The sequence below is a fragment of the Curtobacterium guangdongense genome (genome assembly GCF_049341845.1).
Taxonomy (GTDB): Bacteria; Actinomycetota; Actinomycetes; order Actinomycetales; family Microbacteriaceae; genus Curtobacterium; species Curtobacterium guangdongense.
In genome coordinates, this window is record NZ_JBMPIT010000003.1 from 342,213 (window position 1) to 354,406 (window position 12,194).

A 12,194-nucleotide genomic window follows, 5' to 3' on the forward strand; every position below is an offset into this window, starting at 1 on the left:
GATGACTTCCGACGGTCGGCCTTCGTCATCGAGGAGGACGCGGCCACGTGGTTCGTCTCCCTAGCGTTGTGCCATCGGGATGTGCCCGACGACCTGGAGGGCGATGACGATGGTGGACACGACGAGGTTCCTGGACCGCCGCGGCACCGCGTGGCTCGCGCTGGCGGGGGCGTTGACGATCGCCGTGGTGCTGTCGCCGGCCGCCGTCGCCGGCTGGACATCGGGGACACACCTGTCGGTCGCGGAGCTCCCCGGCAGCGTCGACTCCGGGTTCGGTCGGTGGGTGGCGTCCGGGCGGGCGTCGAGCGCCCCGCTCGCCGCAGCGGTGTCGTACTGGTCGGTGTTCCACGTGGTGAAGGCCGTGGTCGCGATCGCACTCCTGGTCGCCCTCGTGCCGATCGGGAGGCGGATCTGGGGTGCGTGGGCACGTGCGAGTTCCAGAGGACCTCGGACCGGCCTGCTGCTGGTCGGGGTGCTCGGCGCTGCGGTCGCACCGCTGGTGCTGCTGGTGGCGATGGCGAACGTGCAGGGTGCGGTCGCGCCGCTGTCGTCGGTACTGAACTTCCTCCCGCTGGACAGCGCCCCGGTGGCGCAGGTCCGCGACCAGCTCGCTGCCGGGGCGACGACCCCGGTGCTGACCGCCCTCGTCGACGACTTCCGGCTCTACCACGCCGCCCTCGTCGGGACCGCGGTCGCTGCGATCGTGCTGGTCGCCGCCGGTACCGTGGCGCTCTGGGTACGGCGGGCCCGCACCCCGAAGCCCGATCGGCGGCTCCGACGCGTGCTGACGGTCGGGGGCGTCCTGCTCCCCTGCATGCTCCTGTTCCTCGGCGTGGTACTCCTGGCGAACGTGTCGACCGTCGCGGACACGGCACCGGCCCTGTCCGCGTTCTTCGACGGCAGCGGGATGTGACCCCGCCGCGGTCGGGTGAGCATCGGCGGGACGATGAGCGGGGGCCAGCTTCCCGAGCTGGCGCCACGACGTCACATCGTCTGCAGTCGGTAGGCGGCACCATCTTGCGAGCGGGCGAGCACGCCGGAGTCGACCGCGTCCCGGCGGACGAGTGCGACGTCCTCGACGAACATCGCGAGTGCCGCGTTCAGCGTCTCCTCGTTGATGCTGCGCCGGCTCGGCAAACGGTCGAAGGCGATGCGCACGATCGCGTTCGAGAGTTCCTGACGCTTGTTCGCCTCGATCGGCAGGTCGCTGATCCGTCCGACGTGCAGGACAGCCCGGTCGGTGAGGAGCAGCTCGATCGCTTCCCGGGTCTCCGACAGCGCCTCGCGGTCGACTGCTCCGTCGGGACCGACCCAGTCGAACCGGTCCGCCGGGATCGCCGGGTTCATCGTGGCCGCGACCACCTGTCGTGCGCGCCGGAGCGCGGAGTGCATGCTCACGTCGGGTCCTCCAACCTTGTCTCAGTGTCATCGCACGATATCGAGGGCGTCGCGGCCAGCGCATACGATCTGGAGATGCCCACGGACCAGACCACCACCCACGTCGTCATCGGCGGCGGGGTCGTCGGCGCCGCGACCGCCTACGCCCTCGCGACCCGGGGCGAGCGCGTCCTGCTCCTCGAGCAACACGGGCGCGGACACCACCTCGGTTCGTCCCACGGCGCGACGCGGATCTTCCGGCAGGGGTACGCGGACCCGGAGTACGTCGCGCTCACCACGCGCGCACTCGAACGATGGGACGCGCTCGAGACCGCGAGTGGCGAGACGCTGCTCGACCGGACCGGTGCCGTCGACCACGGTCGGCCGGAGGTCGTCGACGCGATCGCCGCGGCGCTGTCCGATGCCGGCATCCCCCACGAGACCCTGACCCCGGAGACCGCCGCAGTACGGTGGCCCGGGCTCGCCTTCGAGGGGCACGTCCTCGCGCACCCCACCGCCGGCCGGATCCGTTCCGCCGACGCGATCGAGGTCTTCCTCACGCTCGCCGAGCGGACCGGCCTCGCCGAACTCCGGTTCGACACCAGGGTCACCGGGATCGAGGACCACGGCGACACGGTCACCGTCTCGTCCACCGAGCCAGACGGAACGGTCCTGCGGACGACGACCCGGTCCGTGATCGCGGCCACGGGGTCGTGGGCTCCCGCGCTAGTCGGCGAGCTGCTCGCCGGACGCGGGGCGAGCCTCCCGGCCATCCGCGTCACCCAGGAGCAGCCGGCCCACTTCCCCAGCCACCTGGCGGACGACGCCTGGCCGAGCTTCGTGCACTACCCGCTCGACGGCGGGGACGTGTACGGGCTGCTCACACCGGGCGAGGGCGTCAAGGTCGGGTTCCACGGCACCGGGCCGGTCGTCGACCCGGACGCGCGGGACTTCACCGCGGTGCCCGAGGAACTCGAGCGGCTGCAGGCGTACGTCGCGCAGTTCGTTCCCGGCGTCGACGCGACCGAGCCCGCGCCGATCAGCTGCCTGTACGACAACTCCCCCGACGACGACTTCGTGATGGACCGGCGCGGGCCGATCACCGTCGCGACGGGCTTCTCCGGCCACGGCTTCAAGTTCGCACCGTTGCTCGGCGAGATGCTCGCGGACCTGGCGACCGGCGGCGCTCCGCACCCGAGGTTCGCGCTGGCCTGAGTCCGTGACACGACCGCTACGGTGGTCGCGTGCACGTCGTGATCGCTCCTGACTCGTTCAAGGGGACCGCCACCGCGGCCGCCGTCGCCGCCGCGATCGGCGAGGGGTGGGCATCGGAGCGGCCGGACGACACCGTCACGCTCGTGCCCATGGCAGACGGCGGGGAGGGCACGCTCGACGCCTTCGCGACCGCGTTCCCCGATGCCCGCCGCGTGCCGATCACCGTGACGGGGCCGGCGGGTGACCCCGTCGACGCGTCCTGGCTGGCGCTGCCCGACGGACGTGCGGTCGTCGAGCTCGCGGCGACGAGCGGGCTCCCGCTGCTGACGACACTGCAGCCGGACACCGCGCAGACGATCGGCTTCGGGCAGGCGATCGCCGCGGCGCTTGATGCCGGGGCGACCGGGCTCGTGCTCGGCATCGGCGGGAGTGCGTCGACCGACGGGGGCGAGGGACTGCTGTCCGCGCTGACACTCCCCGACGGCTCGTTCCGCCCGCTGCCGCCGCTCGGGGTCTCGGTGTTGACCGACGTGACCTCGCCCCTGCTCGGGCCGACAGGCGCGGCAGCGGTGTTCGGGCCCCAGAAGGGCATCGTCCCGTCGCGTGTTCCCGTGCACGAGGAACGGCTGGCGGCGTGGTCGGCGCGCTTCCCGGACGTCGACCCGTCCACGCCCGGGGCAGGTGCCGCGGGTGGGGCCGGGTTCGGGCTGCTGGTGTGGGGCGCGACGCTCGTGGGTGGGGCGTCCGGGGTCGCCTCGGTGCTCGGGCTCCCGGGTGCGATCACCACCGCCGACGTCGTGGTCACGGGCGAGGGGCGTTACGACGGGCAGAGTGCCGTGGGCAAGGTGCCGTCGGTCGTGGCCTCGCTCGCTGCAGGACGTCGGCGGATGCTCGTCGCGGGGGCGATCGACGCCCCGCTCGACGACTGGGACACGGGTGCTTCCCTGACCGTCATCGCGACACAGACCACCGGGTCACCGTCGGACGCACTGGCCGACCCGCTGCGCTTCGCCCGGATCGCGGGGCAGCGCTTGGCGCGCATGGCCTGACCCGCGCGGCTGGCGCTGCCTGCTGGCGCTGGCGGCTGGCGCTGGCGGCTGGCGGCCGGCGCTGGCGCTGGCGGCTGGCGATCTGTGCCGCTGAAGCGACAGACCCGGGGCGTGACCCGCGGTCCGTGCCGTGGAAGCGACAGCGTGCCGTGGAAGTTCGGCGGGAGGGTGTCGCTTTCGCGGAACGCCCGGGGGCCGACGGCGCCGGCGACGCGGCGACCGCCGGTGTCAGGCGGCGGGAGCCCGGAGGAAGTCGGCGTACGTGGGCTCGTCGACGACCGCGAGCATGGGGTGCCCGAGACGTGCCTCGACGAGTGCGGCGATCTCGGACGGGGAACGGAGGCCTCGGCGGTGCCACTCGTGGGACGGCAGGGATGCGGATGTGGCGGTCATCAGGACCAGCCCTTCGTGGGCCACTGGCCCGGTGTCTCCCGAGGTCGCTCCGCTGTGCCAGGGATCCGCAGGACGCGGACGGCATCGTGACGACGGATTCGTTTCGACTCGGTACAGCAACCGTACGGTCCGGATCGGGCGCTGTCGAAGGGCGTGCGTGTTCCGGACGAGGACGCGGTCTTCCCGCTCCGGGGTGCCCTGTCCGTACCCCCCACGGGAGCGCTCCACCGGGCACGATGGTCTGCGGGCCGGAAGCGGCCCGACCGCGGGCCGGAGACGGCCCGTCCGCAACCCCACGAGGAGACCATTGCGCACCGTCAACGCGTACGCGGCACCGTCCGCCACCGAACCGCTCGTCAAGACCACGATCACCCGTCGTGACCTCGGCCCGAACGACGTCGAGATCGACATCGCCTACGCCGGTATCTGCCACTCGGACATCCACACCGTCCGTGGCGAGTGGGGTCCCATCCAGTACCCGCAGGTCGTCGGTCACGAGATCGTCGGCCACGTCTCGTCCGTCGGCGAGAACGTCACCAAGCACAAGGTCGGCGACCGCGTCGGCGTCGGCTGCATGGTGAACTCCTGTGGCGAGTGCGAGAACTGCCTCGCCGGCGAGGAGCAGTACTGCCTCAAGGGCAACATCCAGACCTACGCGGGCGTCGACCCGGCCGACGGCTCGATCACCCAGGGCGGGTACTCGCAGGCCGTCGTCGTGAACGAGGACTTCGTCCTCCGCGTCCCCGAGTCGCTCGACATCGAGAAGGTCGCGCCGCTGCTCTGCGCCGGCATCACCACCTACTCGCCGCTGCACCACTGGAAGGCCGGCCCCGGCAAGCGCGTCGCCGTCGTCGGCATGGGCGGCCTCGGCCACATGGCCGTGAAGATCGCCGTCGCCCTGGGCGCCGAGGTCACCGTCCTGTCGCAGACCACGTCGAAGGAAGCCGACTCGCTCCGCTACGGCGCGAAGGCCCACTACGCGACGAAGGACGCTGCGACCTTCGAGCAGCTGGCCAGCTCGTTCGACCTGATCATCAACACGGTGTCGGCGAAGATCGACATGGGCGCCTACCTGGGCCTCCTCGCCGTCGACGGCACGATCGTCAACGTCGGTGCCCCGGCGGAGCCCCTCGAGGTCCCCGCGTTCTCCCTCATCGGACACCGTCGCAGCTGGGCCGGTTCGGCCATCGGCGGCATCCGCGAGACCCAGGAGATGCTCGACTTCTGCGCCGAGAAGGGGATCCTGCCGGAGACCGAGCTCATCAGCGCCGACCAGATCAACGAGGCCTACGAGCGCGTCCTGAACTCGGACGTCCGCTACCGCTTCGTCATCGACGCGGCGACGCTGGCGTAGTCCGTTCGCACCCACAACGGGTGCAATGGGAAGCCGATTCGCGCGTAGGAAGTCCGAACAACGGGCCTCCTACGCGCGTTTCGGCTTCCTACGCGCGATTCGGCCCACCACGCGCGCTTCGGCCCACGCGCGATTCGGCAACAGACGCTCAGGCGAAGCCTCGGTAGGTCACCGCCGGGGCCACGTCGCGCCACCCCAGGGTGCGGTAGAGCGCCCGGCCCTCGTCCGAGGCCACCAGCAGCCCGGTGTCCGCGCCCTGCGACACCGCCCACGACGTCAGACCGGCCACGATCCGCCCGCCGAGACCCCGCCGTCGGTACTGCTCCTCGGTCTCGATGCAGTCGAACACCGCGTCGCGGCCGACCAGCGCGACCTGGCCGCGCGCAGCGGGGACCCCGTCCACCTCGATCCGCAGGAACGCCACCCCGCCGACGGTGTCCACCACGACGTCCGCCGGCATCGGGACGGGCGCGAGCCGAGCCTCCATCACGGTGCCCGGCCTGGCCATCCGGTCGAGCGAGCCGAGTGCGGTCAGTGCGTCCGGCGCGATGCCGCCCACGATCGTGAGCCAGCTCGTGTACCGCGGCGCCACGGCGCGGGCGAGCCGCAGCGCCTCGACCCCGGACGGCTCCGCGACGACGTACTCGTCCAGCCGGGTCTCCGCGCCGACGGTGACGTGCCAGCCGCTGCCGTCCGCCTCGAACGGCATCGACCGTGACCGGGCCCACCCGGCGACCCACCGCTCGACGACCGCTGCATGCATCGGGTCGACGCTATCCGACCTCGTCGCCGCTCGGCAGGGCGCCGCACCAGTCGACGTCCTCACCGACGGTGCTCGCCTCGAGCGCGCCGGACGTCGCATCGACGATGCTGACGAGCGCGCCGGTCGGCGACTTCGTCGCGACCGCGACGAACTGGCCGTTCGGCGACGGGCAGACCGCCGTCAGGCTCGCGTCGTCCGGGATGGTCACGGGCAGACGGGAGGCTCGGCTCCCGTCCACGCGCACGATGCGGCTGGCGATCGTCCCGTCACCTCGGACGTCGCCCACCGTGCGCAGGTACGTGTCGTCCGTCAGCTGGGCGATCCGCCCGAGGTACGGCGCGTCCGTGCTCGCGGCGGGTGCGACGATCGCGGTCCGCTTGCCGTCGGTCAGGTCCACGCGTTCGATCCCGGTACCGGACTCGACGACCGCGGTGGTGCCCGTGCCGACGAAGCCGTGCAGGTAGGTGGCGGAGCCGAGCCGCACGAGGGCGGCCCGACCGCTCATGTCGACGAGGAACAGCTCGTCGGCGGCCGTGCGGACCAGGGCGCTCTCGGTGCGCGGGACGTAGGCCCACTGGCTGACGGTCATCGGCACGGCTCCGGTGGTGGGCTTGCCGTCGGCCGCGATCGCCTCGGGCATGTGGGTGCCCGTCATGTCGACGACGTACAACCCGACGTCCTTCGACTGCCCCGTCGACGTGTCCGCGTACTGGAACCCGAAGGACGCCCCGTCGTCCGCGGCGTGCAGCGCGCTCGCGTGCCCCTCCGAGGTCGGGAGCGTGAGGTGCTCGACCGGCGCGTCGGGGTCCTCGACGCCGTTCCGCAGCGTCACGACGTCGATCCGGGAGTCGCCGACGCCGGAGTCGCTCAGCACGACGAGGAACCGGCTCAGGCGGACGTACTCGGTGATACCCGTCCCCTGGTAGACGGTGGTCGCGCCCGAGGCGTCGAGCGAGCGCCGCACGATGCGGTCCTTCGCGCCGTCGGTGCCCGGGACGAGGGCGAGCACGTCGGTGGTCCCGGTGCGGATCGTCGCACGCAGGTCAGCGGTCGCACGCTGCCCTGGTGCCCGCGCCCCGGCGACGGTCACGGTGTACGACCGGTCGTAGGCGAGCGGGCCGGCGAACTCGACGGCGACGGTGTTGCCGCTCGACGTCACGGTGTGGGCCGCGGCCGGCGAGACCCGGACGTCGTCCGCGGACACCTTCTGGAGCGCCTGGTTCGCCGTGATGATCACGCGCTGCGCCGGGCGGGAGACGATGCCGCTCGCGTCGTAGGACACCGACTTCAGCCGCGGGCCCTGCTGCGACCCGACCACCGCGGCGAGTGCCGCCACCACGACGAGCACGAGCACGACGGCCGTGAACCGACGCCGGAACCGGTGCGCGACCGGGCGGCGCCGTCCGGGCTCAGTACTCATACGGGTCCTTCGGCTGGTCGACCCGCTTGACGGCGGCGGCCTTGATGACGATCCGGGCGTCGGCGGACTGGTCGGGGTTCGCGGCGAGGGCTCCGGTGACGGTCACCCACTCGTTCTCGGCCGGGACGGCGCCGTCGGTGGTCACCCCGAGGCCGACCGGCTGTGCGTCGACGGCGCAGCAGCTGATCACGAACCGGGTGAGGGTGAACGAGCCGTCCGATCCGGGGACGACGAACCCGGTGAGGGTGACCCGCTTGCCGACGAGGGAGCTCGTGTCGGTGGTCTGCCGGATGAGCGCTGCCCAGTCCTTCACGCCGTACCCGGACGTGTCGACCGACTCGCTGCCGAGGAGCGACACGGTGCCGTTCGACCCGGTGGCGTTCGACAGCGTCGCGGAGTCCACGCTCCGCTGCTGCGCGGTCCGCGCCGACAGCGTCGCCGGGGGCAGGACCAGCATGGCCACGGTGACCCCGATCGTGATCGCGGCCGCGATGCCACCGAGCGTGGCGCGCACGAGCCGAGCCGAGCCTCCAGGCCGGGCGACCGGTGCGTCGTCCGGACCCGCGTGGTCGTGCGTGTGTCCGGCTCCCCGCGCGACCACGACGAGCCCGGCGATCGACGCGGGCACGGCGACAGCCGCGAGGACGATCGTGAACACCGCGTAGCGGGGGTTGATGTACAGGTCGAGGTGCCCGGCGACGGCGAGCCAGAGGGTGCAGAGCGCGACGGCGAGGACGGAGCCGAGGCCGAGGAACGCGGGCCTCCGCGATTCAGACGAGGACATTCATCACCAACCCCACGGCGAGGGCGAACAGGACGCACACGACGGCGAGCAGCACGAGGAACCGCGCGCGGAAGGTCGTGCGGAGCAGGGCGATCATCTTCACGTCGATGATCGGCCCGATGATGAGGAACGCCGTGATCGAACCGGGCAGGAACGTCGAGGCGAACGACAGCGCGAAGAAGGCGTCCACGTTCGAGCAGAGCGACACCGTCATCGCGAGGAGCATCATCGCGAGCACGGAGAGCACGGGGTTCGACCCGATCGCGACGAGGGTGCTCCGCGGTACCGCGACCTGGATCGCCGCCGCGAGCCCGGCACCGACGAAGAGCGCCGGCATCATCGTGGCGGTCTCCCCGCCGAACTGGGCGGCGCTCTCCCGCCAGCGGTTGGTCGGAGCGGCGGCGCCGATCGCGGCGCGGCAGCGGGCCTCGAACGCGGGGAGGAGCAGGTCCGCGGGGCGTCGGTGCGCGGCGACGATCCAGCCGACGAGGTTCGCGACGACGAAGCCGCCGACGATCCGCACGGGCAGGATCCACCCGGACCAGCCGAACGCCTGGGCGGTGCTGACGATGACGAGCGGGTTGAGGATCGGGGCCGCGACGAGGAACGTGACCGCCTCCGCCGGGGTGAACCCGCGGAGCATGAGGCCGCGGGCGAGGGGGACGTTGCCGCACTCGCACACCGGGAAGAGCATGCCGATCAGGGAGATCACCGCGCGACGGGGCATCGGGCGACTCGGGAGGATGCGCTCGAGGGCGCCGTGCGGGACCCACACCTCGACGACGATCGAGAGCACGATGCCGAGCACGACGAACGGCAGGGACTCCACGACGACGCTGATCGCGAGCGTGAGGAAGTCCTGCACGACGTCGGGGAGCCCGGCGGTGCCGACGGCCGGGGTGGCGAGCCGGATGCCGAGCAGCACGACGACGGCGAGCAGCACGAGACCGGGGCCGGTCAGGGTCCGGGCACGCTGCTGCGGCGGCGTGGTGGTGCGCGTCGTCACCGGCTCAGGATAGGCGACGGGGGTGGCGGGGGCGCGGGGCGGCGCGGCGGCGGGTCGCGTCAGCGAACCTCGTTCCGGACACGCAACCGCCGACGGACGCGGTTCGGTGTCCGGGTCACGGTTCGGTGCGGGTCCCCGGCCGCGTCAGCCCGCAACCAGCGCGGCGACGTGGCGGTCGAGCAGGTCGATCGCCCACGTGGCGTCGCCGGCCGGGTCGAGCCGCACCACGTGCAACGCGAGCCCGTCGACCAGGGCGTGCAGCCGCCGCGTCTCGTACTCCGTGTCCGCCGCGGGGACGCCGACGGCGTCGAGGATCCGCACGCACCACTGCCGCATCTCGTCGACGAGCCGGTCGTGGAACGGACGGAGCTCGGGGTCCGTCAGGGCCGCCGTCCCGAGCGCGAGGTACACGTCGAGCTCGATGCGGCGCTCCTCGTCGAGGGGCAGCAGCTCGACGAGGACCGCGTGCGCGAAGTCCGCGCCACCGAGCGAGGCGGGCAGCGCGTCGATACGGGCAGCGGTGCCGTCGAAGACGAGGTTCAGCGCGTGCTCCCGGACGCTCGCCTGCGTGGGGAACACGTAGCGGACGGTGCTCGGCGGGAGACCGGCTTCGGCCGCGACGTTCCGGACGCTCAGCGCACCGAGGCCGTCCCGTGCCAGCACCTGGCAGGCAGCCTCGGACACGGTGCGGCGCCGTTCCTCGAGGTCGATGCTGCGCGTCACCCGAACATTCTGGCACGACTGTGCGACTCGTGCTAGAAAGGTCGTGTCGCACAGTCGTGCGACTATCGGGAGGAAGCGTCATGACCTGGATCGTCCTGGTCCTCTCCGGCGTGCTCGAAGCAGTGTGGGCGACCGCACTCGGCGCGTCGAACGGGTTCAAGAAGGTGGTGCCGACGATCGTCTTCGTCCTCGGCATGGCCGCGAGCATGGCCGGCCTGGCCTACGCGATGACGGCGATCCCGGTCGGCACGGCCTACGCGGTGTGGGTCGGCATCGGTGCGTCGCTCACGGTGCTCGTCGCGATCGCCCGGAAGCAGGAAGTCGCGTCGTTCGGCCGGGTCGCCCTGGTGCTCGGCCTGGTGGCGTGCGTCGTCGGACTCAAGGTGGTGAGCTAGCGATGGCGTGGATCGTCCTCTTCGTCAGTGCCGCGCTCGAGACCGTCTGGGCGACCGCGCTCGGCCAGAGCCATGGCTTCACCCGGCTCCAGCCGACCATCGTCTTCGCCATCACGATCGTGATCAGCCTCGTCGCGTTCGGCTACGTCCTGAAGCACATCCCGATCAGCACGGCGTACGCGGTGTGGACGGGGACCGGCGCGGCACTCACGGTGCTCTGGGGCATGGCCACCGGCGCCGAGCCCGTCACGGTGCTCCGCCTGGTGTTCATCGCCGGCATCGTCGGCTGCGTCGTCGGCCTGAAGCTCCTCCCAGCACGCCCGGTTGCGCCCGCCGCGCCCGCTCCCACTCCCGTGCCGACGCCCACCCCCGCCTCCCCCACCCGGTCGAATCGCGCGTAGGAAGTCGAATCGCGCGTAGGAGGTCGGTTTTTCCCACCACCTACGCGCGATTCGGCTTTCCACTGCACGTGTGATGGGTGGGAACCACCGACGGACGGGAGGCTCGGCGCCAGCTGGCACCGAGCCTCCATTCATGCGGATGGTTCGGTCAGACCGACGCGCCGGTCCACTCGTCGACCGCGGCCACGTGGTCGGTGCCGACCGTGCCCGCTGCGCGGGCGGCGGCGACACGCTCCGCGTGCGACGGCGGGTTCGACGGCACGCCTGCCGGGCGCCCCTCGTCGTTGATCTTGCGGAGCTCCGGCACGATGTCCGACGCGAGGATGTCGATCTGCTCGAGGACCGTCTTGAGCGGCAGGCCCGCGTGGTCGACGAGGAAGAGCTGGCGCTGGTAGTGCCCGACGCTGTCCTTCATCGCCGCGTACCGGTCGATGACCTGCTGCGGCGACCCGACGGTCAGCGGGGTCTGCTCGGTGAAGTCCTCCATCGACGGCCCGTGCCCGTAGACCGGGGCGTTGTCGAAGTACGGGCGGAACTCGGCGATCGCGTCCTGCGAGTTCTTGCGCGCGAAGAACTGCCCGCCGAGCCCGACGATCGCCTGGCTCGCGGCACCGTGCCCGTAGTGCTCGAAGCGCTGCCGGTAGAGGCCGACCATCTGCGCGGTGTGCTCGATCGGCCAGAAGATGTTGTTGTGGAAGAAGCCGTCACCGTAGTAGGCGGCCTGCTCCGCGATCTCCGGCGTGCGGATCGAGCCGTGCCAGACGAACGGCGCGACACCGTCGAGCGGACGCGGTGTCGAGGTGAAGCCCTGCAGCGGCGTGCGGAACTTGCCCTGCCAGTTGACGACCTCGTTCTCCCACAGCTGGCGGACCAGCGCGTAGTTCTCGATCGCCAGGTTCACGCCCTGCCGGATGTCCTGCCCGAACCACGGGTAGACCGGGCCGGTGTTGCCCCGCCCCATCATCAGGTCCATGCGGCCGTCGGAGATCACCTGGAGCATCGCGTACTCCTCCGCGATGCGCACCGGGTCGTTCGTCGTGATGAGGGTCGTCGACGTCGAGAGCGTGATGTGCTTCGTCCGCCCGGCCAGGTAGCCGAGCATCGTCGTCGGCGAGGACGCGACGAACGGCGGGTTGTGGTGCTCACCCGTGGCGAAGACGTCGAGCCCGGCCTGGTCGGCGTGCTCGGCGATCGTCATGATGTCGCGGACGCGCTGCGTGTCGTCCGGAGTGGTCCCCGTGGTCGGGTCGGTCGTGACGTCACTGACCGTGAAGATGCCGAACTGCATGATGCCGCCTTCCGTGAGATCAATGC

General features: G+C 71.8%; 14 protein-coding genes. 6 read left to right on the top strand and 8 right to left on the bottom strand.

From position 1 onward, the window contains the following. Positions 1-103 precede the first annotated feature (103 nt). Entirely contained in the window at positions 104-913 is an 810-nt protein-coding gene (locus ACO0E1_RS06190) for a hypothetical protein (protein ID WP_422873396.1), read from the top strand. 71 nt (positions 914-984) lie between these two features. Here the strand turns inward: ACO0E1_RS06190 and ACO0E1_RS06195 are convergent, their stop codons facing one another. Beyond that, positions 985-1,392: a DUF2087 domain-containing protein gene (locus ACO0E1_RS06195; protein ID WP_422873464.1), complete on the bottom strand. Its 408-nt coding sequence runs from the start codon at positions 1,390-1,392 to the stop codon at positions 985-987. Between the two features lie 81 nt (positions 1,393-1,473). Between ACO0E1_RS06195 and ACO0E1_RS06200 the strand changes: the two genes are divergently transcribed. Further along, the gene (locus ACO0E1_RS06200; protein ID WP_422873397.1) at positions 1,474-2,592 is read left to right on the top strand and encodes an FAD-dependent oxidoreductase; all 1,119 of its coding nucleotides are present in this window, start codon (positions 1,474-1,476) and stop codon (positions 2,590-2,592) included. Positions 2,593-2,621: 29 nt separating this feature from the next. Beyond that, positions 2,622-3,641, top strand: a complete 1,020-nt coding sequence (locus tag ACO0E1_RS06205; RefSeq protein ID WP_422873398.1) for a glycerate kinase — start codon at positions 2,622-2,624, stop codon at positions 3,639-3,641. A 228-nt stretch (positions 3,642-3,869) separates the two neighbouring features. Here ACO0E1_RS06205 and ACO0E1_RS06210 read toward each other — a convergent pair whose 3' ends face one another. Beyond that, positions 3,870-4,034 (bottom strand): hypothetical protein, encoded by a 165-nt coding sequence (locus ACO0E1_RS06210; protein ID WP_402727949.1) that lies wholly within the window; start codon positions 4,032-4,034, stop codon positions 3,870-3,872. A gap of 307 nt (positions 4,035-4,341) precedes the next feature. On the opposite strand from ACO0E1_RS06210, the gene ACO0E1_RS06215 reads away from it, so the two are divergent. Next, positions 4,342-5,388 (top strand): NAD(P)-dependent alcohol dehydrogenase, encoded by a 1,047-nt coding sequence (locus ACO0E1_RS06215; RefSeq protein ID WP_422873399.1) that lies wholly within the window; start codon positions 4,342-4,344, stop codon positions 5,386-5,388. A 148-nt stretch (positions 5,389-5,536) separates the two neighbouring features. On the opposite strand, the gene ACO0E1_RS06220 is transcribed toward ACO0E1_RS06215, so the two are convergent. The 5 genes from ACO0E1_RS06220 to ACO0E1_RS06240 form a co-directional block, all read right to left on the bottom strand. Continuing rightward, complete coding sequence (locus ACO0E1_RS06220; RefSeq protein WP_422873400.1) at positions 5,537-6,151, bottom strand: GNAT family N-acetyltransferase; 615 nt, start codon at positions 6,149-6,151, stop codon at positions 5,537-5,539. A 10-nt stretch (positions 6,152-6,161) separates the two neighbouring features. Next, the gene (locus ACO0E1_RS06225) at positions 6,162-7,571 is read right to left on the bottom strand and encodes a hypothetical protein (protein WP_422873401.1); all 1,410 of its coding nucleotides are present in this window, start codon (positions 7,569-7,571) and stop codon (positions 6,162-6,164) included. Then, on the bottom strand, positions 7,561-8,355 hold the full coding sequence (locus ACO0E1_RS06230) for a TIGR03943 family putative permease subunit (protein ID WP_422873402.1): 795 nt from the start codon (positions 8,353-8,355) through the stop codon (positions 7,561-7,563). The genes ACO0E1_RS06225 and ACO0E1_RS06230 overlap by 11 nt, the downstream gene beginning before the upstream one ends. Further along, on the bottom strand, positions 8,342-9,361 hold the full coding sequence (locus ACO0E1_RS06235; RefSeq protein ID WP_422873403.1) for a permease: 1,020 nt from the start codon (positions 9,359-9,361) through the stop codon (positions 8,342-8,344). The genes ACO0E1_RS06230 and ACO0E1_RS06235 overlap by 14 nt, the downstream gene beginning before the upstream one ends. 144 nt (positions 9,362-9,505) lie before the next feature. Continuing rightward, complete coding sequence (locus tag ACO0E1_RS06240; RefSeq protein ID WP_422873404.1) at positions 9,506-10,084, bottom strand: TetR/AcrR family transcriptional regulator; 579 nt, start codon at positions 10,082-10,084, stop codon at positions 9,506-9,508. Positions 10,085-10,164: 80 nt separating this feature from the next. On the opposite strand from ACO0E1_RS06240, the gene ACO0E1_RS06245 reads away from it, so the two are divergent. Next, positions 10,165-10,479, top strand: coding sequence for a DMT family transporter (locus ACO0E1_RS06245; RefSeq protein WP_422873405.1), 315 nt, complete (start codon positions 10,165-10,167; stop codon positions 10,477-10,479). A 2-nt stretch (positions 10,480-10,481) separates the two neighbouring features. Then, the gene (locus ACO0E1_RS06250; protein ID WP_422873406.1) at positions 10,482-10,880 is read left to right on the top strand and encodes a DMT family transporter; all 399 of its coding nucleotides are present in this window, start codon (positions 10,482-10,484) and stop codon (positions 10,878-10,880) included. A gap of 148 nt (positions 10,881-11,028) precedes the next feature. On the opposite strand, the gene ACO0E1_RS06255 is transcribed toward ACO0E1_RS06250, so the two are convergent. Further along, entirely contained in the window at positions 11,029-12,168 is a 1,140-nt protein-coding gene (locus ACO0E1_RS06255; RefSeq protein ID WP_422873407.1) for a CE1758 family FMN-dependent luciferase-like monooxygenase, read from the bottom strand. Positions 12,169-12,194: the final 26 nt, after the last annotated feature.